Source organism: Winslowiella arboricola (assembly GCF_025527015.1).
In the GTDB taxonomy this organism is placed as follows: Bacteria; Pseudomonadota; Gammaproteobacteria; order Enterobacterales; family Enterobacteriaceae; genus Erwinia; species Erwinia arboricola.
The window spans coordinates 353,564-378,078 of sequence record NZ_JAODIM010000038.1 but is presented as its reverse complement, the minus strand read 5'-3'; the positions used below and the strand labels follow the sequence as shown (position 1 = coordinate 378,078).

25 protein-coding genes, 1 other RNA gene and 2 pseudogenes are annotated in these 24,515 nt (G+C 51.2%); 9 read left to right on the top strand and 19 right to left on the bottom strand.

What is annotated here, in order from left to right:
- Positions 1 to 22: 22 nt before the first annotated feature.
- From nrdE to N5923_RS07720, 4 genes are all read right to left on the bottom strand, one after another.
- Positions 23 to 2,173: a class 1b ribonucleoside-diphosphate reductase subunit alpha gene (gene nrdE / locus N5923_RS07735; RefSeq protein WP_267143207.1), complete on the bottom strand. Its 2,151-nt coding sequence runs from the start codon at positions 2,171 to 2,173 to the stop codon at positions 23 to 25.
- Complete coding sequence (gene nrdI / locus N5923_RS07730) at positions 2,146 to 2,556, bottom strand: class Ib ribonucleoside-diphosphate reductase assembly flavoprotein NrdI (RefSeq protein ID WP_267143208.1); 411 nt, start codon at positions 2,554 to 2,556, stop codon at positions 2,146 to 2,148. The genes nrdE and nrdI overlap by 28 nt, the downstream gene beginning before the upstream one ends.
- Positions 2,557 to 2,560: 4 nt before the next feature.
- Positions 2,561 to 2,803 carry a glutaredoxin-like protein NrdH gene (nrdH, locus tag N5923_RS07725; protein ID WP_267143209.1) on the bottom strand — a complete coding sequence of 81 codons (243 nt, stop codon included), beginning with the start codon at positions 2,801 to 2,803 and terminating at the stop codon, positions 2,561 to 2,563.
- Between the two features lie 302 nt (positions 2,804 to 3,105).
- Positions 3,106 to 3,420: a DUF883 family protein gene (locus N5923_RS07720; RefSeq protein ID WP_267143210.1), complete on the bottom strand. Its 315-nt coding sequence runs from the start codon at positions 3,418 to 3,420 to the stop codon at positions 3,106 to 3,108.
- A gap of 163 nt (positions 3,421 to 3,583) precedes the next feature.
- On the opposite strand from N5923_RS07720, the gene N5923_RS07715 reads away from it, so the two are divergent.
- The 4 genes from N5923_RS07715 to N5923_RS07700 all read left to right on the top strand — a co-directional run bounded on the left by N5923_RS07715 (position 3,584) and on the right by N5923_RS07700 (position 6,983).
- The gene (locus tag N5923_RS07715; protein ID WP_267143211.1) at positions 3,584 to 3,919 is read left to right on the top strand and encodes a DUF2002 family protein; all 336 of its coding nucleotides are present in this window, start codon (positions 3,584 to 3,586) and stop codon (positions 3,917 to 3,919) included.
- Positions 3,920 to 4,108: 189 nt separating this feature from the next.
- The gene (mmuP, locus tag N5923_RS07710) at positions 4,109 to 5,530 is read left to right on the top strand and encodes an S-methylmethionine permease (protein ID WP_267143212.1); all 1,422 of its coding nucleotides are present in this window, start codon (positions 4,109 to 4,111) and stop codon (positions 5,528 to 5,530) included.
- Positions 5,517 to 6,455 (top strand): homocysteine S-methyltransferase, encoded by a 939-nt coding sequence (mmuM, locus tag N5923_RS07705; protein WP_267143213.1) that lies wholly within the window; start codon positions 5,517 to 5,519, stop codon positions 6,453 to 6,455. Before mmuP ends, mmuM begins: the two co-directional genes overlap by 14 nt.
- Before the next feature lie 108 nt (positions 6,456 to 6,563).
- The gene (locus tag N5923_RS07700) at positions 6,564 to 6,983 is read left to right on the top strand and encodes a putative periplasmic lipoprotein (RefSeq protein ID WP_267143214.1); all 420 of its coding nucleotides are present in this window, start codon (positions 6,564 to 6,566) and stop codon (positions 6,981 to 6,983) included.
- Between the two features lie 105 nt (positions 6,984 to 7,088).
- Here N5923_RS07700 and N5923_RS07695 read toward each other — a convergent pair whose 3' ends face one another.
- The 6 genes and pseudogenes from N5923_RS07695 to N5923_RS07670 all read right to left on the bottom strand — a co-directional run bounded on the left by N5923_RS07695 (position 7,089) and on the right by N5923_RS07670 (position 13,060).
- Positions 7,089 to 8,501: an anion permease gene (locus N5923_RS07695; protein ID WP_267143215.1), complete on the bottom strand. Its 1,413-nt coding sequence runs from the start codon at positions 8,499 to 8,501 to the stop codon at positions 7,089 to 7,091.
- Between the two features lie 195 nt (positions 8,502 to 8,696).
- Positions 8,697 to 9,401 carry a glycosyltransferase family protein gene (locus tag N5923_RS07690; protein WP_267145226.1) on the bottom strand — a complete coding sequence of 235 codons (705 nt, stop codon included), beginning with the start codon at positions 9,399 to 9,401 and terminating at the stop codon, positions 8,697 to 8,699.
- A gap of 84 nt (positions 9,402 to 9,485) precedes the next feature.
- Positions 9,486 to 10,619 (bottom strand): aminotransferase class V-fold PLP-dependent enzyme, encoded by a 1,134-nt coding sequence (locus N5923_RS07685; protein WP_267143217.1) that lies wholly within the window; start codon positions 10,617 to 10,619, stop codon positions 9,486 to 9,488.
- Positions 10,620 to 11,494: 875 nt separating this feature from the next.
- Entirely contained in the window at positions 11,495 to 12,070 is a 576-nt protein-coding gene (locus tag N5923_RS07680) for a TetR/AcrR family transcriptional regulator (protein ID WP_267143218.1), read from the bottom strand.
- A 393-nt stretch (positions 12,071 to 12,463) separates the two neighbouring features.
- Positions 12,464 to 12,637: pseudogene (locus N5923_RS07675) on the bottom strand (PLP-dependent aminotransferase family protein); the annotation flags it as partial.
- An 87-nt stretch (positions 12,638 to 12,724) separates the two neighbouring features.
- Positions 12,725 to 13,060 (bottom strand): SMR family transporter, encoded by a 336-nt coding sequence (locus N5923_RS07670; RefSeq protein ID WP_267143219.1) that lies wholly within the window; start codon positions 13,058 to 13,060, stop codon positions 12,725 to 12,727.
- A gap of 285 nt (positions 13,061 to 13,345) precedes the next feature.
- Between N5923_RS07670 and N5923_RS07665 the strand changes: the two genes are divergently transcribed.
- Complete coding sequence (locus N5923_RS07665) at positions 13,346 to 14,782, top strand: glycoside hydrolase family 1 protein (protein WP_267143220.1); 1,437 nt, start codon at positions 13,346 to 13,348, stop codon at positions 14,780 to 14,782.
- A gap of 62 nt (positions 14,783 to 14,844) precedes the next feature.
- Here N5923_RS07665 and N5923_RS07660 read toward each other — a convergent pair.
- Positions 14,845 to 15,158: pseudogene (locus tag N5923_RS07660) on the bottom strand (PTS sugar transporter subunit IIB).
- 420 nt (positions 15,159 to 15,578) lie between these two features.
- The gene (locus N5923_RS07655) at positions 15,579 to 16,202 is read right to left on the bottom strand and encodes a TetR/AcrR family transcriptional regulator (protein WP_267143221.1); all 624 of its coding nucleotides are present in this window, start codon (positions 16,200 to 16,202) and stop codon (positions 15,579 to 15,581) included.
- Between the two features lie 127 nt (positions 16,203 to 16,329).
- Here N5923_RS07655 and N5923_RS07650 point away from each other — a divergent pair, with 127 nt between their 5' ends.
- Positions 16,330 to 16,737 (top strand): RidA family protein, encoded by a 408-nt coding sequence (locus tag N5923_RS07650; RefSeq protein WP_267143222.1) that lies wholly within the window; start codon positions 16,330 to 16,332, stop codon positions 16,735 to 16,737.
- 71 nt (positions 16,738 to 16,808) lie between these two features.
- On the opposite strand, the gene N5923_RS07645 is transcribed toward N5923_RS07650, so the two are convergent.
- From N5923_RS07645 to smpB, 3 genes are all read right to left on the bottom strand, one after another.
- Positions 16,809 to 17,663, bottom strand: coding sequence for a PA4780 family RIO1-like protein kinase (locus N5923_RS07645; protein WP_267143223.1), 855 nt, complete (start codon positions 17,661 to 17,663; stop codon positions 16,809 to 16,811).
- 231 nt (positions 17,664 to 17,894) lie between these two features.
- Positions 17,895 to 18,274, bottom strand: a transfer-messenger RNA (tmRNA) gene (ssrA, locus tag N5923_RS07640).
- Positions 18,275 to 18,323: 49 nt separating this feature from the next.
- On the bottom strand, positions 18,324 to 18,806 hold the full coding sequence (gene smpB, locus N5923_RS07635; RefSeq protein WP_267143224.1) for an SsrA-binding protein SmpB: 483 nt from the start codon (positions 18,804 to 18,806) through the stop codon (positions 18,324 to 18,326).
- A gap of 159 nt (positions 18,807 to 18,965) precedes the next feature.
- Here smpB and N5923_RS07630 point away from each other — a divergent pair, with 159 nt between their 5' ends.
- Both N5923_RS07630 and N5923_RS07625 read left to right on the top strand, forming a co-directional pair.
- Positions 18,966 to 19,400, top strand: a complete 435-nt coding sequence (locus N5923_RS07630) for a type II toxin-antitoxin system RatA family toxin (RefSeq protein WP_267143225.1) — start codon at positions 18,966 to 18,968, stop codon at positions 19,398 to 19,400.
- Complete coding sequence (locus tag N5923_RS07625) at positions 19,393 to 19,680, top strand: RnfH family protein (RefSeq protein WP_267143226.1); 288 nt, start codon at positions 19,393 to 19,395, stop codon at positions 19,678 to 19,680. The genes N5923_RS07630 and N5923_RS07625 overlap by 8 nt, the downstream gene beginning before the upstream one ends.
- A 41-nt stretch (positions 19,681 to 19,721) precedes the next feature.
- Here the strand turns inward: N5923_RS07625 and bamE are convergent, their stop codons facing one another.
- The 3 genes from bamE to nadK all read right to left on the bottom strand — a co-directional run bounded on the left by bamE (position 19,722) and on the right by nadK (position 22,939).
- The gene (bamE, locus tag N5923_RS07620) at positions 19,722 to 20,069 is read right to left on the bottom strand and encodes an outer membrane protein assembly factor BamE (RefSeq protein WP_267143227.1); all 348 of its coding nucleotides are present in this window, start codon (positions 20,067 to 20,069) and stop codon (positions 19,722 to 19,724) included.
- 243 nt (positions 20,070 to 20,312) lie between these two features.
- A complete protein-coding gene (gene recN / locus N5923_RS07615; protein WP_267143228.1) occupies positions 20,313 to 21,974 on the bottom strand; it encodes a DNA repair protein RecN in 1,662 nt (553 codons plus the stop codon).
- Between the two features lie 86 nt (positions 21,975 to 22,060).
- On the bottom strand, positions 22,061 to 22,939 hold the full coding sequence (gene nadK, locus N5923_RS07610) for an NAD(+) kinase (RefSeq protein WP_017803129.1): 879 nt from the start codon (positions 22,937 to 22,939) through the stop codon (positions 22,061 to 22,063).
- 125 nt (positions 22,940 to 23,064) lie between these two features.
- Here nadK and grpE point away from each other — a divergent pair, with 125 nt between their 5' ends.
- Positions 23,065 to 23,646, top strand: a complete 582-nt coding sequence (grpE, locus tag N5923_RS07605) for a nucleotide exchange factor GrpE (RefSeq protein WP_267143229.1) — start codon at positions 23,065 to 23,067, stop codon at positions 23,644 to 23,646.
- Between the two features lie 81 nt (positions 23,647 to 23,727).
- Here grpE and ung read toward each other — a convergent pair whose 3' ends face one another.
- A complete protein-coding gene (gene ung, locus N5923_RS07600; RefSeq protein WP_267143230.1) occupies positions 23,728 to 24,405 on the bottom strand; it encodes a uracil-DNA glycosylase in 678 nt (225 codons plus the stop codon).
- Positions 24,406 to 24,515 lie beyond the last annotated feature (110 nt).

Genomic DNA, 24,515 nt, shown 5'->3' with positions numbered 1-24,515 from the left:
CCGTTTTCGGCTCCCTTTGCTATTAAAGAGAACAGGATACGCAGCCCTGCACCTCGGTGCCTTCCAGCGCCATCTGACGCAGGCGGATGTAGTAAAGGGTTTTGATGCCTTTCTTCCATGCGTAAATCTGCGCCTTATTAATGTCGCGGGTGGTGGCGGTATCGCGGAAGAACAGCGTTAACGACAGCCCCTGATCGACATGGCGCGTCGCTTCAGCATAGGTATCGATAATCGCTTCCGGGCCGATATCGTAGGCATCCTGGTACATCGCCTGATTCTGATTATTCATAAAGGGCGCCGGATAGTAGACGCGACCGGTTTTCCCCTCTTTACGAATCTCAATCCGCGAGACGATCGGATGAATACTGGAGGTGGCGTGATTGATATAGGAGATAGAACCGGTTGGCGGGATTGCCTGCAGGTTCTGGTTATACAATCCGCTGGTCATCACCGCTTCACGCAGCGCACGCCAGTCATCCTGCGTCGGTAACGGGATACCGGCGTCAGCAAACAGCCGGGCGACGCGCGCGGTACGTGGCTGCCAGCTCTGCTCCACATACTGGTTAAAGTATTCACCGCTGGCGTAACGGGATTCGCTAAAGCCGGCGAAACTCTGCTGACGTTCGCGCGCCAGCTGGTTAGAGGTGCGCAGCGCATGATACGTGATGCAGTAAAAATAGAGGTTGGTGAAATCCAGGCCCTCTTCCGAACCATACATAATGCCTTCGCGCGCCAGGTAGCCGTGCAGATTCATCTGACCAAGACCGATAGCGTGCGACTGTGCATTGCCTTCGGCAATTGAGGGCACCGAACCGATATGGCTCATTTCCGACACCGCCGTCAGGCCGCGAATGGCGATCTCCACGGTGCGGGCAAAATCTTCCGAGTCCATGGCATGGGCAATATTCAGCGAACCGAGGTTGCAGGAGATATCTTTGCCGATCTGACGATAGCTGAGGTCGTCGTTATATTCGGTCGGCGTATTCACCTGCAAAATCTCGGAGCAGAGATTGCTCATATTAATGCGCCCCTTAATCGGGTTGGCGCGATTAACCGTGTCTTCATACATAATGTAGGGATAGCCGGATTCAAACTGAATTTCCGCCAGCGTCTGGAAAAACTCGCGCGGATTGATCCAGGTTTTACGAATACGGTCGTCGGCCAGCATCTCGGCATATTTTTCGCTGATGCTGATATCGCCAAACGGCAGACCGTAGATGCGTTCCACGTCGTACGGCGAGAACAGCGCCATCTGCTGGTTATCACGCGCCAGCTGGAAAGTGATATCCGGGATCACTACGCCCAGCGACAGGGTTTTAATGCGGATCTTCTCGTCGGCGTTTTCGCGCTTGGTATCAAGGAAGCGCAAAATATCCGGATGATGGGCATGCAGATAGACCGCCCCCGCGCCCTGGCGTGCGCCCAGCTGATTGGCATACGAGAATGCATCTTCCAGCATCTTCATCACCGGGATCACCCCGGAGGACTGGTTCTCAATACGCTTAATCGGCGCACCCGCTTCACGCAGGTTGGAGAGCAGAAACGCCACGCCGCCGCCGCGTTTTGACAGCTGCAACGCAGAGTTCACCGCGCGTCCAATCGACTCCATATTATCTTCAATACGCAGCAGGAAGCAGGAGACCAGCTCGCCGCGTTGCTGTTTGCCGCAGTTAAGGAATGTCGGGGTGGCAGGCTGGAAACGTCCGGAGAGCACCTCTTCCATCAGCGCGGTAGCCAGCTTCTCGTCGCCCTGCGCCAGCGTCAGTGCCAGCATACAGACGCGATCTTCGAAGTTCTCCAGATAGCGTTTGCCATCAAAAGTTTTCAGCGCATAGCTGGTATAGAACTTCCAGGCGCCGAGGAAAGTTTTAAAACGGAAACGCCGCTGATAAGCCTGGGCAAACAGACCACAGACAAAATCAAACGACCAGCTGTTAAGCACTTCGGCCTCGTAATAACCTTCCGCCACCAGGTATTGCAGGCGATCGGCCAGCGAATCGAAGGGCACGCTGTTGGGGATAACATGCTGCAGAAAGAACTGACGCGTCGCTTCATGGTCTTTTTCAAACTGAATATTGCCCTCAGCATCATAAAGATTAAGCATCGCGTTAAGCGCATGGTAGTCCAGCGTACTGGCAGCTGGTTTTATGAGAGTGCTGTCTGTTGTTGCCAAAATTGGGTTACTCCCGCTTTTACGTTAGCAATATCGTCGGCGGTCCCCAGCAACTCAAAGCGGTAGAGATAAGGAACCTGACATTTTTGCGCGATAATGTCGCCCGCCATGCAGAACGCAGTACCGAAATTCCGGTTACCGGCCGCAATCACGCCGCGGATCAGGCGGCGATTGGCTTCATCATTAAGAAACTGAATCACCTGTTTGGGCACCGCACCGCGCGCGGTGCCGCCGCCGTAGCTTGGCACCACCAGAATATAGGGGCGATCGATCTGTAAACGCTGCGCGTTGTCCAGAGGGATACGCCGCGCCGGTAAGCCCAAACGGCTGATAAATCGGTGCGTGTTCTCCGACTGGCTGGAAAAATAGACCAGTGGAAACATGATATTAGCCCTGTGCCATCGCTAACTGACCCAGCGCGGAAATTTTGTCCGGGCGGAAGCCGCTCCAGTGTTCATCGGCGGCCATCACCACCGGTACCTGACGGTAACCAAGGGATTTCAGGGTTTCTACGGCAGCCGGTTCGCTATCAAGATTGATCAGCTGATAGTCGATACCTTTTTTATCCATGGCATTTTTTGTTGCATTGCACTGGACACAGTTGTCTTTAGTGTAAATAATAATGCGCATGATTCGTATTTACCTCTGTTGTTGGAAACGCCGCTTTATACGAACCGTTTACTCCTGATTCGCGCCAGCCGGTACGCCAGATGTTGTGTTGGGGTGATGGGGTTAATACTAGATGTAGTGGTTAATTAAATCAACCGTACCAGATATAGTGTTTTTGTATTTCTTAAGGCGCAGCAGTGCAAAGCCTTATCTGACGGGCTTTACGACGGAGATATTTTTTTTTGCGGGCGTCAGAAATTTCCTAAAGGGCAAAAAAATCCCCGCCAGCAGGGCAGGGATCGATCTAAACTTCAGGGCCAGGCTTAACGGCGATACGCCAGTAGCGCACCAATCACAATACCAACTGCGGTACCAATACCGACACCGTGCCATGGATTGTCTTGTACATAGCTATCAACCTGCACACCGGCATCTTTCGCCACCTGGGTCACGCGATTGCGACCATGCAGTTTAGCGCGCGTCTCTTTTAACAGTGATTCTGCTTTACCGCGTGCGGAGTCGATCTCATCCTTGGTTTTGCTGCCGTAAGATTTCAGCAGGTCGTCAAGGGTATCTGCCAACAGGGAAACATCCTGATTGATATCCACATCATCGTTTTTCGTCGTTTTGTTAAACATTTTTCGCTCCCTTCGCGTTAATAACTAATACTAAGCATAGACCATCATCACGTAACGCAGTGGTTATGACGCAGGATCGGTACCTTTATGGATAATTCCGAAAGCCCTGAGCGTCCGGCCTGTTGTAAGGTTGCGGTGCTTTAGAAGACTAAGAGGATCGAGCATGTATTTACGACCTGATGAGGTAGCACGCGTACTGGAAAAAGCCGGGTTTGAGATGGACGCGGTGACGCCCAAGATCTACGGTTACCGTCGCGGTGAGAACTATGTTTATGTCAATCGCGAAGCGCGTATGGGTCGTACCGCATTGATTATTCATCCGACACTGAAAGAGAAAAGTCAGCATATTACTTATCCGTCATCGGAGATTAAAACCTGCGATGATTATGTGCAGTTCCCGATGTACCTGGTCGGTGATAATCAGGATCACTACGGTATTCCGCACGGCTTTAGTTCGCGCGTGGCGCTGGAACGGTATCTGCAGCGCCTGTTTGACTAAACATTAGCCAGCTGAGATTCCCCAACGGATGCGCTTATCTGGTGGGGAAGGGCTTCTGTGACCGCGATCCCACCGATTCTCCGCTTTTTTGCCTTCATGGCCCACGCTTTATAGCGTTGCTTTCTGCCACTACGCCCTGTATAACGTTTTTCCCATATAGAAGTTTAGACGTCCATATGGTTAAACGCGATGCACTCATCTGAGCACAACACTCCTCCCGAGCAGTTTAAACGCACCATGAAAGCACGCCATCTGGTGATGCTGTCGCTGGGCGGTGTAATTGGCACCGGCCTGTTCTTTAATACCGGTTATATTATCTCCACGACCGGCGCGGCCGGAACGCTGCTGGCCTATCTGATTGGCGCACTGGTGGTGTGGCTGGTGATGATGTGTCTTGGCGAATTGTCAGTGGCGATGCCGGAGACCGGCGCGTTTCATGTTTATGCGGCGCGCTATCTGAGTCCGGCTACCGGCTATACCGTCGCCTGGCTCTACTGGCTGACCTGGACGGTTGCGCTCGGCTCCAGTCTCACCGCCGCAGGTTTCTGTATGCAGTACTGGTTCCCGCAAACACCGGTGTGGCTGTGGTGCCTGCTGTTCTGCACCCTGATCTTTCTGTTAAACGTCATCTCCTCACGCTTTTTTGCCGAAGGCGAGTTCTGGTTCTCCATTATCAAAGTGGTCACTATCCTGGCGTTTATTCTGCTGGGCGCCGGTGCGATCTTTGGTTTTATTCCGCTGAAAGATGGATCCAGCGCGCCGTTTTTCCATAATCTGACCGCATCAGGCTGGCTGCCGCATGGCGGGCTGCCGATTCTGATGACCATGGTCGCGGTGAACTTTGCCTTTTCCGGCACCGAACTGATTGGTATTGCCGCTGGCGAAACTGAAAACCCGCAGCGGGTGGTACCGATGGCGATTCGTACCACGGTAGCGCGGCTGGTAATTTTCTTTATTGGCACAGTGGTGGTGCTGGCGGCGCTGATCCCGATGAATGAAGCCGGGATTGTCAAAAGTCCGTTTGTACTGGTGTTTGAAAAAATCGGTATTCCTTATGCCGCCGATATTTTTAACTTTGTCATTCTGACGGCGATTCTTTCGGCGGCTAACTCCGGCCTCTATGCCTCGGGCCGTATGCTGTGGTCGCTGGCTAATCAGCGCACGCTGCCACGCTGTTTCGCCCATATGACCCGGCGCGGTATTCCACTGGTGGCGATTTCAGTCAGTATGCTCGGTGGGCTGCTGGCGCTGTTCTCCAGTGTGATTGCGCCGGATACGGTATTTGTCGCGTTATCGGCGATTTCCGGTTTTGCGGTGGTGGCGGTATGGCTGAGTATCTGCGCCTCGCACTACGCTTTCCGTCGTCATCATCTGCGGTCTGGTCGATCGCTGTCTGAACTGAAATACCGCGCGCCATGGTTCCCGCTGACGCCGATCCTCGGCTTTTTACTCTGCCTGCTGGCCTGCGTCGGACTGGCATTTGATGCCGGGCAGCGTATTGCGCTGTGGTGCGGTTTGCCATTTGTCGCCATCTGCTATGGCGCTTACTATGTCACGCAACTGCTGAAGAGACGCGAACTCACTAAGGATGCTGAACATGTCGCTGAATAATCCCGTTGCTGAGATCCTGAACCAGAGCGGCACGCTGGTGCTGGATGGCGCACTGGCTACCGAACTGGAAGCGCGTGGCTGCAATCTGGCCGACAGCCTGTGGTCGGCGAAAGTGTTAATGGAAAATCCTGAGCTGATTTATCAGGTGCATTATGATTACTTTAACGCTGGCGCGCAGTGCGCGATTACCGCCAGCTATCAGGCTACGCCGCAGGGCTTTGCCGCGCGTGGGCTGGATGCGGCGCAGGCAGAAGCGTTGATCGCCACCAGCGTTAAGCTGGCCTGCAGTGCGCGTGCCGACTATCTGGCGCAGCATCCGCAAGCCGGCAAGTTGCTGGTGGCCGGCTCGGTCGGTCCTTACGGCGCTTATCTTGCCGATGGCTCCGAGTACCGCGGCGACTACCAGTTAGCGCCAGCGGCGATGATGGATTTTCACCGTCCGCGTATCGCCGCACTGGTGGCGGCGGGCGTTGATCTGCTGGCATGTGAAACCCTGCCATCTTTTGCCGAGATTCAGGCGCTGGTTACGCTACTGGCTGAATTCCCGGCGACGCCAGCCTGGTTCTCCTTTACCCTGCGCGACAGCACGCACCTGAGCGATGGTACATCGTTGTCGGCAGTGATTGCGCTGCTGGAGCAGAGTCCGCAAGTCGTGGCGTTGGGGATCAACTGTATTGCGCTGGAAGATGTCACCGCCGCGCTGCAAACGCTGGCGACACTGAGTGCGAAGCCGCTGGTGGTCTACCCCAATTCTGGTGAACAGTATGATGCGACCACTAAAAGCTGGAGTCATGCCGCAGCGGGCTGTTCACTTAGCGATAAGCTGCCGCAGTGGCAGGCGGCAGGAGCAAAACTGATTGGCGGCTGCTGCCGCACCACGCCGCGGGATATTGCGGCCATTGTAAAATGTTGCCAGCATCAATAACCCACTAAAAATTTGCCTTATTACGCCCGGCTATATCGGGCATGATTAATGAAAAGCCGCCGCTCAGCGCTTAGACTATCAACAACATTTGTTGATTTGGGATGGTTTATGAAAGCGATTTTACTGGCACTGATTTCTCTGGTGATGCTGAGCGGTTGCGCCACCATTGTTGGTGATAAAACCCAGGCAGTGCGCATTGACTCGCGTCCGCAGGGCGCCAGCGTGGTCGTGCAGGATGAAACCGGTCGCGCAGTCGCGCAGGGACATACGCCACTGACGGTGACGCTGGAGAAATCTGACGGCAGTTACTTCGGTAAAAAACACTTTCGTGTGATGCTGGAAGCGCCGGGCTATGTGCCGCAGACGCTGGCGCTGGAAGAGCGCGTCAGCCTGTGGTACAGCCTCGGTAATATCCCGCTTGGCGGCTTTATCGGCTGGTTGATTGTCGATCCTTTCTATGGCGGTATGTATTACATCGAACCGGAAGGTCTGCAGGTGATTATGAATCCGGTGGGTGCGCGCGGTTAGCCTTTGTGGGCGGCTAATATCTGAAACAGTGTAGGGGAGCCGTTTTCGGCTCCCGTCTGAACCAGAGTTGCCGCCAACTGACTGCACTCCCCCTGCAATCACGGTTTACCAGAAGCCGAGCACTTTCCACCAGCTGCTGCCGATAATTAGCCAGATTGGGATCACCACCAGGCTCAGCAGGAAACCAATTTTCCACCAGGTGGCCAGCGGAATGTAGTTACAACCAAACAGAATCGGTGCCGGGCCGCCAGAGTAGTGGGTGGTCGCCATATACAGATTACTGAACATGCCAAACACCAGCACGGTTAACATTGGCGGCGCGCCAGCCGCAATCGCAATCGAGACAAAAATGGCGTACATGGCGCTGATATGCGCAATGGCGCTGGCCATCATATAGTGGGTGTAGTAGTAAGCCAGCAGCAGGATACCGAGCATCGGCAGCCAGTGCATGCCCTGCACATAGCCAGCGATCAGACCGCCAAACCATGAGATAAAGCCCAGTTTATTCAGCTGATTGGCCAGCGTCAGCAGCACCGCGAACCATACCACGGTATGCCACGCCTCTTTCTCGCCAATCACATCATCCCAGGTTAACGCGCCGGTGAGCAACAACACGCTCAGGCCGAGGAAGGCGGTCAGGGTGGCGTTAATCTGCAATGAAGAACCCAGCACCCACAGTCCCACCAGGCCGAGGAAGACACACAGTACAATCCACTCGTTACGGCTCAGTTTGCCCATTTCACGCAGCTTTTCGGCAGCAATCTGGCGCATTTCCGGCGTACGTTTTAATTCTGGCGGATAAAAGCGATACAGCAGTAACGGGATCACCGCCAGCGAGATCAGGCCGGGAACGATGGCGGCAATCGCCCAGTCGGTCCAGGTAATGGTTAAGCCCATACCGCCCGCCAGTTTAGCCACCATCGGATTACCGGCCATCGAAGTGAGGAACATCGCACAGGTGATGGCGTTACACTGGAACACGCACTGGACTAAAAATGCGCCAATTTTGCGTTCAGTGCCGCGTTCCGGCGTCGATTCATAGGCTTCGGCAATAGAGCGAAACAGCGGGGTAATAATGCCGCCGCAGCGTGCGGAAGTAGAGGGCATCGCCGGGGCGAAAATCAGGTCAGTTAGCACCAGACCATAAGCCAGACCGAGCGTGTTATGTCCCAGCAGGCGAATAAACAAATAACCGACACGTTTACCAAAACCGGTTTTGATAAAGCCGCGTGAAATAAAGAACGCGCAGGCAATCATCCAGATAGTGGAGTCGGCGAAACCAGCCAGTACGGCATCAACACTCAGTAAACCGCAGGCGGCTACCATCGTTAAACTGAAAATCGCCATTGCGCCCAGTGGGTAAGGCGAAAGGATCAGTCCGACCACCGTGGCGGTGAAGATAGCCAGCAGATGCCAGGCTTCAGGTTTTACCCCTTGCGGAACCGGACTGAGCCAAATCCCGGCGCCAATTAACAAAATAAGTAACAGTTTCCCCAGACGCGTTCTAAAAATTGCCATCATCTCTTTCCCGTCGCATATACAGCATGATATGTCAGCGGTCGGCATCATTTTTGATCTGATATCGACTCTGCATAAACATTAACGTGCTGATGTGTGGCGGGTATTGATACAAATCATCCCTGAGGGTGAGTTCCACAAATTAGTGCAGACAACACACCCGCAAAGCGAGGTGTGTCGCAGGTGAAACAGCTCTCAGGCGTTAACTATCTCCTCGGCCAGTAAACTGGCGTGTTGCAACGCCTGTGGATTATCGACCCTGAGCCACGGACGACCCGCCATATCAATCCAGGCGGTGGAGAACAGCCTGCAGGCGCGGCCCAGGATAGTATAAAGTTGAACTTCGCCTTCATAGGATTGCGTCGACAATTGCTCGACGACAAAACGGCGCGCCGCGGCATTCATCTTAACCAGCGCAATAAACTCTCCTGGTGCATCGTCGGTCAGAAATCTCACCTCTGTTATTATTTCAGCCGGTTGCGCAGAGGGAAGTTTTCGCAGATTGCTGGCCGCTGGCTTGCGGGCAGAGTCAACCGCCACACAAATCTCTGCCGGGTGGTTTTTGACTTCTTTCAGCAGGGAAGGCGGAAGCAGCAGATTGCTCTCATAATAGATGATCGGCTCGTCATGCATGCTGAGCACCAGCCAGGCGCTCCAGTCGAGATTTAATGTTTGATACAACGGATTATTCAGCAGGACAAAATGGCTGTGTGGTAGCGAATCAAACAGGATACTCGCGTACTCGGCCGCGCCATGGCCGAGAACAAAGGTTTTATGACCAATACCGGCACGTTCAAAAGTCGTGAGCTGATAGTCAATCATGCGATATCTGCCGGACATCAGACAGTTTGTATGCAGTGACGTTGTTAACGGTAAAAGGCGATGGCCGGAACCCGCCATAAGACAAGCAAGGCGCATTGGTGATCTCCTTTTCAACGCGCTCGAGTTAAAAATGGTAGCCGATTATTGCTGTTTTTATTGCGGTCAGCCGGACGGCATTTGACTCAGGTGATTAAGCTGTTGCTGACTGGTACAATCCCGTACGGCAGTCAGCAGATCGTCAATATCATTCAGGCTAACTTCTCCCTGAACACCGATACGAAAAGTGTCGACGCCATTGCTGATGATGCTGAGAGCCAGCTGGCGTGGCAGCAGACATTCGCTGAGTTTGCTGGTGGCAAAGTGCTGGCCGCGGCATCCGACAAGCGTAACAAACAGGGGCGCACAGTACTGTGGCTCAATCAGCGGCTGAAACCCTAAAGCCGCCATCCCCTTCAGCAAATGGATCATGCGCTGACAATAGAGCTGAAAGCGCGCTTCCCGCCCTCCCTGCAGGCGATAGTCATCAATCGCCTGTTTTAACGCCAGCATGACCTGTAACGGGGGTGTGAAACGCCACTGACCATCGGATTTTAGCGCCCGATATTGTGCTTTTAAATCAAGGCTAAAGGTGCGCGGCGGCGTTTTTTGCGTCAGTTCATTTTTACATACCAGTACAAATGCCATTCCCGGAACGCCATGCAGACACTGACTGGCGGACAGAGCCACTGCCGCCAGCGCCGGAGAGGCGAAGTTCAGCGGTAAAACGCCGAAGGTGCTGATCACATCCACCAGCAGCCGACAGCCATACTGCACCGCCAGACGGGCGAGGCCATCAATATCGTTCTTCACTCCGAGAGAAGCCTCGAAGTGGGCAGCGGCGAGATGTGTGATGGAGCTATCCTGATCGAGTACCGCGGCGACCTGTGCCAGCTCGATACCTCTGAGCGTATCAAGCTTTAGTATGGAGTAACGGATATGATGGATATAACAAATTTCCGCCATCCGACTGGCGGAAACGCCATTCTCCACAATTAACAGATGGTCGGTCGGGGAAAGTAGCGAACATAGCATCGCTTCTACCGCAAAGATGCCACTGCCCTGCAAAGGGATAGCACTCCATTGATTGTTACAACCCGCGATCTCCAGTACGGCTTTACGCAACTGGATACTCAGGGTTTTCGCCAGATCCTGCTGTGTGGAAAATGCGCTAACTGTGGTTGCAGGTTGCGCACAATGTTGTTTGCTGTTTAAAGCACTGTTGAGATTACTCTGTTGGGGATGTCCCTGAATATTCATGAGTCCGTTCTCAGTTGTATTGTTGCCGAAAAAGGGATTTCTTGCGAAAACCTGAAAAATAGCTACGGTTTATACCGCAGAGCAATATTCCTGCTTTGATGTGTGTCGCCCGAATGAGATCGCAGTATTAATTAACAATAGCCGCGCAATTCGTAACGCACCGATCCTTTGGAGCAAGACTAAAGTCATAACCCTGGGTGATATAAAATAGCTTCAATTATTATGATGTGAATAAAATAAATTCATTGAATATTATTCTATTTTTAATGGTTTACTTAGCAAGTGGTTGCGGTAACTTTTTACGCAATTAATTACCGGGTTTGCATCAATCCTGAATCGGTTGGCGTGTCGATAATAGGTGGTATGATATTTTTCTGCCTCGGGCCGGAGGAAAAAACTGGCAAGGCCTGCGCTCTGCAGCATGCATGTTGCCACGGCCATCATCAGAAATAACAGTTGAAATATAGGGAAGTTTGCAATTATATTTATCGGAACTGATTGCATAATGGCATGCGGGAAAACGTATAGCATTAAGTTTAACTAAACTTTCCATGATTCAATTCCTGAAGCTATGATTGAAAAACAAATTAAAGTAAACAGATCTGTTTTTCAATGGAAATATTGATATTTTGTTAGTTTCCAGTCTATCTTGTTGATTTGTATTGATTGGGTCTGATCTGATGAAGTATGTTTTTTGATTCCTGTCACAATTGTTATTGTTAGCGATACTGGCTGGTTTGCTGACGCAAAGTCAAAATGGCAGATATCTGATAAATAATAATAATGTTTTTTGTGACGCTGGTTAACCAGCTGAAAACCATGAGTGACAGCAGGGAGAGGGGGCCGATTCACCAGTGTCAGCGCCGTGCCGGCAGCTAAAGGGGGATCCCTTCAGACTCCAGAATAGTCTTCGCCGTTGACCAGGCAATTAACGCAGGGGAGTATTCATTCTGATGGCGCCACGTGAGTTCGGCGCTAATTGAGCCATCAACTAATATGATAAAGGTATAAGCAATACGTTGTGCTCTTTCACCTTTTACTACGGGATATAGTATCGTCAATAATATCTGGATCAGACTGTTCTTCATGCTTTGGTTCATTTCGATAATCGCATTGGATTTATAACCCAACTCCGCAACCGAGTGGCTCAGCATACAGCCGCGGAAATTAACGCTCTTAAACCAGTAATGATAATAGTTAAAAAAAGAAAATAGCTTATCCTTAGGCGTTGGCTGATTTTCCGTAATGAGACGGATGTCGTTCAGGAAATCTTCTTTGCACCGGTGAAGTACCTCAATGATAAGCCGTTCTTTAGAGGGGAAGTTGCGGTAGAGTGTTAATTTAGATACGCCGGCGGCAGCGGCTATTTTATCCACGCCTACCGAGTGAAATCCCTCCCGGTTAAATAAGGTGGTGGCGGTGTTGATGATAGTCTCTTTTTTTTTCGACATGTTTAACACTTTAATAAATATTGATTTTGCTAAAGGGTAGCATGAATGTTAATTTTTTCAAATAATGCTGATCGGTAATGAGTTTCAATATAAATATAATTCTCAATCCACTGAGGATTGTTTTGTTATTTTGGTGTTATATTTTCCGCTCATGGCAGAATTGCATGCTGTCTTTCAATTTTAATACTGTTGTATTAATTTTTAATAAAGCGCATCAAACATAAAATGTATCGTCGGAATTTTATTAGGTAATAATTACTCGGGTTGCAATTTACCCTCAGGGTTTGTCTTGCCGTCCTGATGGTTACGTTCCCCGATGTGCAGCGAGTATCGCCAGCAGAAGTTGCGGTGGAAGAGTGCGGTTAATGGCATTAATGATCACCTCGCGTCGATCGGCGGGTGATGGTCCATCAGTAGTCTGGCGCCACAAAAAGTGCCAACCAGCGGAGCGGGTACAATGGCGTAGCCCAGACGCTGTGGCGGGAACAGGATCTCACAGACGACCAGCACAGGATCCAGCCCCTGCAATGCAGGGAAGGGACGCCCGGTATAATTAAATTTACTTTCTTAATCAATGAATTACGATATGTTCAGGCGGTGCTTGCGACGCTGAATGCTGCAGATAGCCGCAAAGATTAATTCGCGCGCGTCGGCTTAGTGCGGAATGGTCTTAGAGAATACATTGACGATAATTACGCCGATAATAATAAAAGCCAGACCAATAATGCCCGCAAAATCAATTCTCTGCCCCTGTAATAACCAGGCTGCCAGCGAAATCAGCACAATACCGACGCCTGACCAGATAGCGTAAGCGATACCAGTCGGGATATGTTGCAACGTCAGCGACAGGCAGTAGAACGCGACGGCATAACATGCCAGCGTAGCGACGCCATAAGCGGGACGGGTAAACCCCTCTGAGTACTTAAGTAATGTAGTACCGACCACTTCAAACAGGATGGCGATAAAAAGTTGTATATAGATGAGATTCATGAGTTAAACCCGAAGCGAAAAATCTTTTTATATAGTAGCGAACGCTTTTTAATTAGTCAGCATATTAATATAGATAAAACATATTGATTTATTATTTATTAAATATTTTTAATTTAAATTAATAATATTCTCTATAAAGGCTTGCTCATTGATACTCACGGAAGGTTATTTTTTTCATTAAAAAACAGAGGGTTGATTATCCACGCTTCTGATTGTCTCTGGCTGGCGTTATCGCATACACTTCTGCAAGCGAGCTTTTGATTGTTTACAACAGGAGTAAGGTCAATGAGTAACAAGTTTCCGCAGCATTTCTTATGGGGTGGGGCAACTGCCGCCAACCAGGTCGAAGGGGCGTATAACGCAGAGGGTAAAGGGTTGTCGATTGCCGATGCCTTTCCTGGTGGTAAGCAGCGCTTAAAGATTGTCGCATCACCTGACTTCGATTTCTCTGTCGACCCGAGCCAGTTTACCTACCCGAATCATAAAGGCATTGACCACTACCACCGTTTTAAACAAGACATCGCGCTGTTCGCTGAAATGGGCTTTAAATGTTACCGCTTCTCCATCGCCTGGACGCGTATTTACCCGAACGGTGTTGAACAGACGGCCAATGAGGCAGGGCTGGCGCACTATCAGCAGGTGATCGACGAGTGTCTGGCGCACGGCATTGAGCCGGTGATTACCCTCTCTCACTATGAGATGCCGCTTAAGCTGGCGACCGAATATGGCGGCTGGAAAAACCGCGAACTGGTTGGTTTTTTTGAGCGTTTTGCCCGCACGGTGATTGAACGTTTCGGTAAGCAGGTCAGATACTGGATGACCTTTAACGAAATTAACAGCGCGGTTCATTTTCCGATTATGAGCCAGGGTTTAACGGTAAAAACCGGCGCGCTCGATCCACAGGCTAAATTTCAGGCCTGGCATAACCAGTTTGTCGCCAGCAGCACTGCGGTTAAAATCGCGCATGAGTTTAATCCGCAGATCCAGATTGGTTGCATGATCATTTACGCCACTACCTATGGCTATGATTGTAACCCGTTAAATCAGCTGAAAGCATTGCAGGATAATCAGTCGTTTAACCTCTATTGCGCCGATGTGCAGGTGGGCGGGAAGTATCCCTACTACGCAAAAAGCCTGTGGCAGAAGCTCGGGGTGGAACTGGCTATCGAACCAGGCGATTTGGCGCTGTTTGCCGAACATCCGGTGGACTACATTGGCTTCAGCTATTACATGTCTTCCACCGTTAATGAAACCAACCCGGATGCTGGCAGCACTGAAGGTAACCTGCTGGGTGGCGTGCGTAATCCGTTCCTGGAAGCCAGCGACTGGGGCTGGGAGATTGATCCGGTTGGCCTGCGCATTGCGCTGAACCAGCTGTATGACCGTTATCAGAAGCCGCTGTTTATTGTGGAAAATGGCCTGGGTGCCATTGATAAGCCGGATGAAAACTTCGTTATCGCTGACGATTACCGGATTAATTATCTGCGCAAACATATTGAAGCGATGGCCGATGCGATTGCTGATGGTGTTGATCTGATGGGGTATACGCCGTGGGGCTGTATTGATCTGGTCAGTATGTCTACCGGCGAGATGTCCAAGCGCTACGGTTTTATTTATGTCGACCTGGATGACACCATTTCCGGCACCGGCAACCGCTATAAGAAGAAGTCATTTAGCTGGTACCAGCGGGTGATTGCTTCGAATGGTGAAGAACTCAGCTAGCTGGCGCGTATATAACAATGGCATCTGTTGATGCCATTGTTCCGCTGCGGTGTTAATCAGATCTATGCGGTGAGTTCCGCCATATGCTCAACAGCAAATGTCAGTATTTTTTCCGCATCAATATAAGCGTAAAGGTAGCCTTCAATGAACTCAATGGGTTGTCCTTCTTTGATGGCGCTTTTTAACTCCGCCATTTTATATTGAATATGGGGGGCCACCAGGAAGGAATCAAATGCCGGCGCTACGCTGGCAAAGTTATCAATGCCAACTGCGCTTATCTGAATTTGATAACCTCGCTCATTAGCCACTTTTTGCATTTTTTTGCCAGCGTAGTCGCTGTATTACCATATATGCAACATATCAGTAACCTTTTCATCGTGATGTCCTCTTGGAAGATGTCCATACACTATTCCCGATATCGATAATAAAATGAGGTCTGTCTCTGGTTTTGCGAGGGAGCTGGACGGAAAGAATCACGGCTGGTAATTACTGCATCGTCCGGTTGGTTATTTATTTTTCTGGCACAGACAACATCAGGGCTGCGATCTATCCCGTATTTTATTGCTATTTTTAATTTCTGGCGTGTTTGATTATCGCATTTCGCTATAAAAATGCCCGACAGGTACTCATTATGGTCGCGGCTATTTAAGTCAGTGGTATCAATAAAATTAACACTGCACGCCATAAGTTTACTGAATGAATTTAATGTTGTCTGGTCGTCAGGGCGATACTATTTTGATATCGCAAGCACCAGTGACAGGCTGATAGTGTAGTCCTCAGCCTGCCGTAATACGCGCTATAGTGCCGTCGGTTTTACCTTCAATATACCTGCCGCCAGATATTTAAACGCTGCAATCGCTTTTGGTAAGGTTGTTTGCGGATCTGCACTTGCGGCAACCCACTGGGCAGCATTGAGAGCAGCTCCATTGAGCAGCCGGGCTGCAGCTTCCACATCGACGGGCTGCAGAATATTGTCGGAGGCGAGGGCGGTAAGCGCCAGTTTAGTTTCATGCAGACAGACGTTCTGACTGGGCCACTGCGAGGGATCGCCGAGAAATGCCGGTCCATCCAACAGTACAATCCGTTGAATTTCAGGGTCGGTAGCCAGTTCGATGTAAGCGGCCCCCTGAGCAAGCAGTTTTTCCCAGCCATCTTCGTACCGGACTGCAGCGTCTTGCGCCCGAGCGGCCATCTCGCCATCAACCTGAGCAACGACGGCAGCCAGTAATCCTTTTTTATCACCAAAATTGTGATAAAGAGCTCCTCGGGTTAGCCCTGCATGTGCAGTCAGTTCATCCATCGACGCGGCTGCGAATCCCTTGTCAGCAAAGGCTTTACGCCCCGCAGAGATCAATTTTTTACGATTCTCTTCCATCGTTTCAGCCCGACGTTTTACCACTACTGTGCTCTCCTTTTTCATATACACTACGTATCTCAATTGACATGCGTGGCGTATATGAGTTTAATTGACATACGCAGAGTATATCGAATTGCGACGCAACCAGTGAAATCACAATCGAACTTTTTGCCATAAAGAGGACAACACGATGACGCAACGTGATGCTGTATTTCCCGCAGACCGCCATGCACTGTATGAACAGCATGGTTATTCTGCCGCCATTCGATCCGGGGATTTGCTGTTTGTTTCCGGTCAGGTCGGTAGCCGTAGTGACGGTTCCGCTGAGCCAGATTTTGCCCGTCAGGTCAGGCTTGCATTCGATAACCTGAAAGCCACGCTGGCGGCCGCAGGCTGTACTTTTGACGATATCATTGACGTGACATCATTCCATACCGATCCGGAAAATCAGTTTGCGACGATATTGGAGGTTAAAAAAGAGGTGTTCAGCCAGCCGCCTTACCCGAACTGGACGGCTATCGGCGTAACCTGGCTGGCAGGTTTTGATTTTGAAATTAAGGTGATTGCCCGTATACCGGCGGATGCCGTTAGCGCTTAAGGTCGGGATGAAAGAGCGGGTGACACAGGCCGTTTTGGGGCCTGTGTCTGGAGTGCCGGCGTGCACCATCATTATTCATCGTCGCGCTCTTTGGCTGCCCGCTGGCGTTCGTAAAATTCATCTTCGGCTGCAATGATTTCATCCATCAGAGAATCCACATCCACTTCATGAGACTCTTCGACGAACAGACCGGTTAGCGGTGTTTCTGGCGTTAATTTTCCGTCTTCATACAACATCCAGATTTCTTTCGCATAACGGGTTTGCAATAGTTGCGGGGCGAACTGACCATAGTAAGCGGTGATATTATTCACATCACGTTCAAACATCGATTCAGCAAGGTTGTTCGCAGCGGCATCGACAGCTTGTGGCAAGTCGATAATTACCGGTCCTTGCGCATCAAGCAGCACGTTAAACTCCGATAAATCACCATGTACAATACCAGCACACAACATGCGTACGATATTGCGGATCATTGTAGCGAAATCAGCCACTGCGATTTCTTCCGTCAGGGTCACATCGCTGAGGCGTGGCGCAACCGCACCTTCAGCATCAGTGACCAGCTCCATCAATAACACACCGTCAATGCAAATATAGGGCTGGGGTACGCGAACCCCGGCATTAGCCAGACGGAACAGCGCATCGACCTCCGCCATTTGCCAGGACTCTTCTTGTTGCTTGCGTCCGAATTTTGAGCCTTTTTGCATCGCACGGGTATTACGACTATTGCGGACTTTGCGCCCTTCCTGGTACTGCACAGCCTGCTTAAAGCTACGTTGTGTTGCTTCCTTGTAAACCTTGGCGCAATGGATCTTGTCACCGCATAAAACGGTGTAAACATCGGCTTCTTTGCCGCTTTTCAGTCGTTGAAGCACTTCGTCTATCAGGCCATCATCGACCAGAGGCTGGATTCTGTTTGGGATTTTCATGCGGCTTTATACCTTATTTCAGCCGCTTTTCGTATCAATAACAAAGACGGCGGTACTGGAAAAAATGGCAGAGTCTGAATAAAATTTTAATTACCCATTCGCCTGCCAGCAATCACTGGATTCAGGTGAATCGTCCCGTAAGACTAAAGATACAAAAAAGCCCGCAGGGCTTGCGCCGTGCGGGCTTTCAGGACTTCTGCGGACGATTCTGGTATCGCCGCTGAAGAATTTTGGTGGAGCTGGCGGGAGTTGAACCCGCGTCCGAAATTACTACACCGTCGGCACTACATGCTTAGTCCAATCTTTACATTCGCCGGTCAGCTGCGGATGGACACGCCACTAACAAACTAGCCTGATTGGATTTAACGCTTCAACCCCAGGCAAGGTATCCACGCGATCTCTTTTGGGTTTGACCTCTCTTGATCCCCGTCCTAAGAGCGGAGGCTAGGGAGAGAGGACACCTTCAGTTTCTTAGGCTGATTACGCTGCTAAAGCAGCAGGTGCAAAGTTTTCGTCGTTTGCGACTATTTTTTTACGGCTTTTTACGAGGCAAACCGTCCCTCGGCATGCTCCTAAGGCTACACAATCCCGTCGAGTCCAGAATCAGCCCCAAGTACTGTTAAGCAGTATATCAGAAAAACCCTGCGCTATGCCAGTAGCTTAGCGATTTGCATGTTTCATGATACGGGCTTTGTCTTGCTGCCATTCGCGATCTTTGACGCTATCGCGTTTGTCGTGCTCTTTCTTACCTTTCGCCACGCCGATTTTCAGTTTGGCCCAGGCATTTTTCCAGTACATGGACAGTGCCACAATGGTGTAACCATCGCGATTGGCACGACCGTACAGTGAATCCAGTTCGCGCTTTTTCAGCAGCAGCTTACGGCTACGGGTCGGATCGCAAACGACATGCGACGAAGCCACGCTTAGCGCCTGGAATGTTGAGCCAAACAGATAAGCCTCGCCATCGCGCAGCAGGATATAGCTGTCGCTGATGTTAGCCTTACCGGCGCGGAGTGATTTTACTTCCCATCCTTGTAACGAAAGTCCTGCCTCGAACTCTTCTTCAATGAAGTATTCGTGACGGGCGCGTTTGTTCATGGCAATGGTAGCGGAACCGGGTTTATGTGCTTTTTTCTTTGTCATAGTGCGGCTTAGTCTACATCAAGCAGTGAATAATGGCATCCCCTGACCAATACCTGGCGGGGAAATGCGCTATTTTAGCACGCCATTGCCGCCAGAGAATTTTGTTTGATCGCCGGGGATGATATTATTTATGTGTTTTGAGATATAACAGGAATCGATATGGCCCAGATTAGCCGTTCAGCGCTTGTGCCCTACAGCGCCGAACAGATGTATCAGTTAGTGAACGATGTCGACGCGTATCCCGAGTTTCTGCCAGGTTGTACCGGCAGCCGCGTACTGGAGTTCGCGGAAAATCAGATGACAGCATCGGTCGATGTTTCTAAAGCGGGCATCAGTAAGACGTTTGTTACCCGCAATACGTTGACCGACAATCAAAGTATTCATATGCAACTGGTTGATGGGCCGTTTCGTAAGTTAACCGGTGGCTGGCATTTCACCCCGCTTAGCGAAGAAGCTTGTAAAGTTGAACTGAATCTTGATTTTGAGTTCACCAATATGCTGGTCGAGCTGGCTTTTGGCCGCATATTTAAAGAACTGGCCAGCAGCATGGTGCAGGCCTTTACCCTGCGGGCAAAAGAGGTCTATCGTGCCTGATATTGCCGTGGAAGTGGTGTATGCATTGCCGCATAAACAGTATCTGCTCAGTGTAAAACTGGCTGAAGGCAGTACCGTTGAGCAGACCATCAAAGCGTCAGGTATTCTTGAGCTGCGCCGCGAAATCGATCTTGATGAAAACAAAGTTGGGGTATTTAGTCGTCCGGTAAAGCTGGCTGACGAAGTGCATGATGGCGATCGCGTGGAGATCTACCGTCCGTTGATTGCTGACCCCAAAGAGCTACGCCGTCAGCGGGCAGAACGTGCTGCAAAAAAATAAAGGCGCCGGTTGAGCGCCTTTTTTATACCTGCAGTTCACACTCACTTTTTCGTGGTAGTGAGCTTAGGCTTGTTATCGATGTTGGTCAGCGTGCCGTTGCTGTCGAAAGTCAGCGTCAGCGTTTGCTGTTTCACCGGCTCATGGCCCGGTTGTTCACGGAACACGTAGTACCAGGTGTTGTTACCAAACGGATCGTGCATCATCGGTGTACCCAGCGTGTAAGCAACCTGTTGTTGCGTCATACCGGTATGAATTTTTGCCACATCGTTAGCCACCAGGTAGTTGCCCTGGTTGATGTCTGGACGGTAAACCACTCGCTCCAGAGTGGAACAGCCAGCGGTCATCATAAGAAGTACCACTGCAGCAGCAGTCAGCGTTTTACAGCGCATTAATTGATTCCTTATTGGGGCTCGACGCCTTGTATGAGGCGACTTCACCCGGGTCACTAAGCCTTTTTTAAGCTCTGGTTGCGCACATCGATAAGAAGAGCCGGGCTCCCTGCGACGAATTGTGCTGGCCATGCCAAACTGCCCGCGGCGATGGCAACAACTGCCGATGATAATCAACCTTACCGCAGTTTGAAACCTTTACAGAGCAAGCATATGACCACAGGAATGTAAAAAAGTGCTGGATCACGCTGCTAAAAGCTCTTTTGCGTTGGCCAGGGTGTTACGTGTGACCTCGCTTCCGCCCAGTAATCGCGCCAGTTCTTGCAGACGTGCACGCTTATCCAGCGGCTGCATATGGGTTTCTGTCACTGCACCATCAGTTTCTTTACTGACATAGAAATGATAGTGGCCGCAACCGGCAACCTGTGGCAAGTGGGTCACGCACATTACCTGGGTTGATTCACCCAGCTGGCGCAGCATCTTGCCGACCACTGCAGCGGTAGGTCCACTGATACCGACATCCACTTCATCGAAAATCAGCGCCGGTGTATCCATCTTCTGCGCGGTAATTACCTGAATGGCCAGTGCAATACGGGAAAGTTCGCCGCCAGACGCCACTTTCGCCAGCGCCTGCAACGGCTGACCCGGGTTGGTGCTGACTCGAAAATCGATACGGTCGGCGCCATCGGCGGTGAGCTGATCCGGGTTGAACTGAACATCAATCGCCAGTTTTCCGTGCGGCATCGACAGCGCCTGCATACTGGTGCTGATTAACTGGCTCAGCTCGCTGGCGTAGTGCGCGCGGCGCTGATGCAGTTGCTGCGCGGTGGCCAGCGCCGCCTGATAATGGGCATTGACCGCACTGCTCAGCGTTTCCTGATCGCTTTCCTGCTGCGATAACTGCTCCTGTTCATCCAGCAACTGCTGATGAAAGGCTGGCAGCTCTTCCGGTGAGATATGGTGCTTGCGCGCCAGATTGATCTGGCGCGACAGGCGCTGTTCCAGTTCAAACAGGCGATTTGGATCGAGATCCAGCCGATCACAATAGTGACGTAACTCGTCGCTGGCTTCGCTGATCTGAATCGCGGCTTCTTCCAGCATGCTGAATACGCCGCTCAGTTTGTCATCCATGGTAATCAGCTCGCTCATCATCTGACGTGTGCGATATAACAAACTCTGCAGGTTACTGTCGTCGCCATCGGCCAGCAGTTGTAAAGCCTGCTGGCTGGTAGATAGCAGCTGGCCGCTATTGGCTAAGCGCTTGTACTCTTCATCAATACTTTCAAATTCATTAGGCTGCGGCGCAAATTCATTCAGCTCTTTCAGCTGATATTGCAGCAGTTCACTGCGCGCTTCACGCTCCTGCGCCAGTTGCTGATGGCGCGCCAGTTCACGACAGCTGTGGTGCCAGAGGCGATAGCCTGCGGCCATCTCCTGAGTCAGCTGGCTCTCATCGGCATACGCATCCAGCAGATGTTTTTGGTGGTCGGGTTTCAGTAGCAACTGATGGGCGTGCTGACCATGGATCTGAATCAGCAACTGGCCTAAATCACGTAGCTGAGAGAGAGGAACTGAAGTACCGTTAATAAAACCACGTGAACGGCCATCACTGCTGATAACGCGACGTAGCAGACATTCATTGCCGTCGTCCAGTTGGTTCTGTTCCAGCCAGCGCTGGGCGGAGGGGGTGTCTTTTAACGCAAAACGCGCGCAGATATCGGCGCGCGCCGCATCCTGGCGAACCATATCTGCTTCGGCACGACCGCCGAGACAGAGGCCAAGCGCGTCGATAGCAATCGATTTACCCGCACCGGTCTCGCCGGTAATCGCCGTCATGCCTCGTTGAAAATCAATTTCCAGCTCGCGAACGATAGCAAAGTTACTGATGGTCAGTTGTGCCAGCATAATTATTTCCTGTATGAATACACAGATATGGTTTTTCATACAGTATAAACTGGTTTTATATACAGTAAAGTAGCTGGTGAAGATTTTTAGAACAATTTTTTTGACCAGCCTAATTTTGAGCTTAATGTATTGAAATAGTTGTAATTCTGTGGATGTATCAGATTGAGGTGATAGTCGCTGCGCCGAATCAGTACATCCTCGCCTTCCTGGATCGGCAGCGCGATCTGGCTGTCACAGCTGATCTCGAGGTCGCCGCGCATATGCGAGAAGCGCAGGCGAATGGTACTGCTGCTGTTAATCACCAGCGGGCGAGCCGACAGAGTGTGGGGGAACATCGGCACCAGCGCGATGGCGTCCAGCGAAGGGGTCAGAATCGGCCCGCCGGCGGAGAGGGAGTAGGCGGTGGAGCCGGTTGGCGTGGAGATAATCAGGCCATCCGAACGCTGGGAGAAGGCGAAGTTTTCATCAATGTAAACTTCAAACTCAATCATATGTGCGACTTTTCCGGGGTGCAGCACCACCTCATTGATCGCCGTGCCGATCCGCGGGGAGCAGGCTTTTTTGCAAACCTGCGCTTCCAGCAGAAAGCGACTTTCAACCAGATACTTGCCTTCCAGTACGTCCGCCAGCTGTTGCTGGGCATTGTCAGGGTCGAGATCGGTCAGAAAGCCTAAGTTGCCGCGGTTGATGCCGATGACTTTGATGTCATAACGCGCCAGCACGCGCGCCGCACCCAGCATATTGCCATCACCGCCAACCACTACCGCCAGATCGGCACGCTGACCGATATCCGCCAGTGTACCGGTTGCCACATCATGCAGCCCCAGCTCGCGGGCGATCTGCTGTTCGATAATGACTTCGTAGCCTTTTGCCGTCAGCCAGCGATAGAGCATTTCATGCGTGGTCAAAGCCGTTGGATGGCGCGGATGGCCGACAATTCCAATGCAGTTGAAATGATTGTTCATTATGCTGGTGTTCCCCCTGGGGATAATCTGCCCCGACAATGTGACTGGCTTCCCTTGAAACCTCGATTCTGATCCCCATAATAAGCGAACCAGCGAGATGAATGTGCAAAAACGCGGAGAAATTCATGAGTAGTAAAGAACAGAACACACCAAACGAGCAAGTCTCAGACGAAATTGAGATGGAGCAAGGGCAAAACCAGGACGCGGAGACAGCAAACGAGGTGGATCCGCGTGATGAGCGTATTGCTCAGCTGGAGGCCGAACTGGCGCAGTCTCAGGGCGGCGTACGTGAAGCACAGCTTCGTGCGCAAGCGGAAATTGAGAACATTCGTCGTCGTACCGAACTGGACGTCGAGAAAGCGCACAAGTTTGCTCTGGAAAAATTTGCTAACGAATTGCTGCCAGTGATCGACAGCCTGGAGCGTGCACTTGAACTGGCTGATAAAGCGAATCCGGAACTGACCGCAATGATTGAGGGTATCGAACTGACCCTGAAATCGCTGCTCGATGCGGTGCGCAAATACGGTGTTGAAGTGGTGAACGAGACTAACGTACCGTTTAACCCGGATGTCCATCAGGCGATGTCGATGATGGAATCTGAGGATGTAGCGCCGAATCACGTGATGCTGGTGATGCAGAGTGGCTACACCCTTAACGGCCGTCTGTTGCGTCCAGCGATGGTGGCAGTGGCGAAAGCTAAAGGCTAATCAGGGCGTACGCAGGAGCGGCGTTTTCGTCGCCCGTACTGATGACCTGACCGGGAGCCGATAATGGCTCCCGGTGCTGTCTCAGGGCAGGTGAGGCGTCCAGTCGATGGGTGTTTCACCGCGCTCACTCAGGTAAGCGTTGGTTTTGGAAAAGTGCCCGCAGCCGAGGAAACCGCGATGAGCGGATAACGGCGAGGGATGCGGCGCCTGTAATACATGATGGCGCTGACGATCGATAATGCTGCCTTTCTTCTGGGCGTGCGAACCCCAGAGTAAAAACACCACGCCTTCGCGGTGCTGGTTAATCGCCGCAATCACATTATCAGTAAAGGTTTCCCAGCCAAAACGCGCATGGGAATGGGCTTTGCCGCCTTCAACCGTCAGTACGGTGTTCAGTAACATTACGCCCTGTTTTGCCCAGCTCTCAAGAAAGCCGTGACCGGGCCGCTCAAAGCCCGCAATATCGCTGACCAGCTCTTTGTACATATTCACCAGCGAAGGCGGAACCGCCACACCCGGCAGCACCGAGAATGCCAGACCGTGCGCCTGATTCGGGCCGTGATACGGATCCTGGCCAAGGATCACCACTTTAATCGCCCCCAGTTCGGTGAGACGAAAGGCATTAAACACATCTTTCTGCGGCGGATAGATGGTCTTGCCTGCGGCCCGCTCACTGGCGACAGCGTTGAGCGTTTCGATAAAGTAAGGTTTCTGTTTTTCCTCTGCCAGCACGTCGTGCCAGGTTAATGTGTTGACCATTCCATTCTCCCTTCAGGGCCTGTCCAGTGTAATGGCGTAGTTTAGCGTTTATCGCCAGCAGGAAAAACATTAAAAAATAATTGAAATTTACAAAAATAACCGCAAATAAA

Excerpts from the sequence above, each read along its gene's own strand:
- nrdI (WP_267143208.1), bottom strand. The coding sequence starts at position 2,556 with ATGTTTCCACTGGTCTATTTTTCCAGCCAGTCGGAGAACACGCACCGA.
- nrdH (WP_267143209.1), bottom strand. The coding sequence starts at position 2,803 with ATGCGCATTATTATTTACACTAAAGACAACTGTGTCCAGTGCAATGCA.
- N5923_RS07720 (WP_267143210.1), bottom strand. The coding sequence starts at position 3,420 with ATGTTTAACAAAACGACGAAAAACGATGATGTGGATATCAATCAGGAT.
- N5923_RS07715 (WP_267143211.1), top strand. The coding sequence starts at position 3,584 with ATGTATTTACGACCTGATGAGGTAGCACGCGTACTGGAAAAAGCCGGG.
- mmuP (WP_267143212.1), top strand. The coding sequence starts at position 4,109 with ATGCACTCATCTGAGCACAACACTCCTCCCGAGCAGTTTAAACGCACC.
- mmuM (WP_267143213.1), top strand. The coding sequence starts at position 5,517 with ATGTCGCTGAATAATCCCGTTGCTGAGATCCTGAACCAGAGCGGCACG.
- N5923_RS07700 (WP_267143214.1), top strand. The coding sequence starts at position 6,564 with ATGAAAGCGATTTTACTGGCACTGATTTCTCTGGTGATGCTGAGCGGT.
- N5923_RS07695 (WP_267143215.1), bottom strand. The coding sequence starts at position 8,501 with ATGGCAATTTTTAGAACGCGTCTGGGGAAACTGTTACTTATTTTGTTA.
- N5923_RS07690 (WP_267145226.1), bottom strand. The coding sequence starts at position 9,401 with ATGGCGGGTTCCGGCCATCGCCTTTTACCGTTAACAACGTCACTGCAT.
- N5923_RS07685 (WP_267143217.1), bottom strand. The coding sequence starts at position 10,619 with ATGAATATTCAGGGACATCCCCAACAGAGTAATCTCAACAGTGCTTTA.
- N5923_RS07680 (WP_267143218.1), bottom strand. The coding sequence starts at position 12,070 with ATGTCGAAAAAAAAAGAGACTATCATCAACACCGCCACCACCTTATTT.
- N5923_RS07670 (WP_267143219.1), bottom strand. The coding sequence starts at position 13,060 with ATGAATCTCATCTATATACAACTTTTTATCGCCATCCTGTTTGAAGTG.
- N5923_RS07665 (WP_267143220.1), top strand. The coding sequence starts at position 13,346 with ATGAGTAACAAGTTTCCGCAGCATTTCTTATGGGGTGGGGCAACTGCC.
- N5923_RS07655 (WP_267143221.1), bottom strand. The coding sequence starts at position 16,202 with ATGAAAAAGGAGAGCACAGTAGTGGTAAAACGTCGGGCTGAAACGATG.
- N5923_RS07650 (WP_267143222.1), top strand. The coding sequence starts at position 16,330 with ATGACGCAACGTGATGCTGTATTTCCCGCAGACCGCCATGCACTGTAT.
- N5923_RS07645 (WP_267143223.1), bottom strand. The coding sequence starts at position 17,663 with ATGAAAATCCCAAACAGAATCCAGCCTCTGGTCGATGATGGCCTGATA.
- smpB (WP_267143224.1), bottom strand. The coding sequence starts at position 18,806 with ATGACAAAGAAAAAAGCACATAAACCCGGTTCCGCTACCATTGCCATG.
- N5923_RS07630 (WP_267143225.1), top strand. The coding sequence starts at position 18,966 with ATGGCCCAGATTAGCCGTTCAGCGCTTGTGCCCTACAGCGCCGAACAG.
- bamE (WP_267143227.1), bottom strand. The coding sequence starts at position 20,069 with ATGCGCTGTAAAACGCTGACTGCTGCTGCAGTGGTACTTCTTATGATG.
- recN (WP_267143228.1), bottom strand. The coding sequence starts at position 21,974 with ATGCTGGCACAACTGACCATCAGTAACTTTGCTATCGTTCGCGAGCTG.
- nadK (WP_017803129.1), bottom strand. The coding sequence starts at position 22,939 with ATGAACAATCATTTCAACTGCATTGGAATTGTCGGCCATCCGCGCCAT.
- grpE (WP_267143229.1), top strand. The coding sequence starts at position 23,065 with ATGAGTAGTAAAGAACAGAACACACCAAACGAGCAAGTCTCAGACGAA.
- ung (WP_267143230.1), bottom strand. The coding sequence starts at position 24,405 with ATGGTCAACACATTAACCTGGCACGACGTGCTGGCAGAGGAAAAACAG.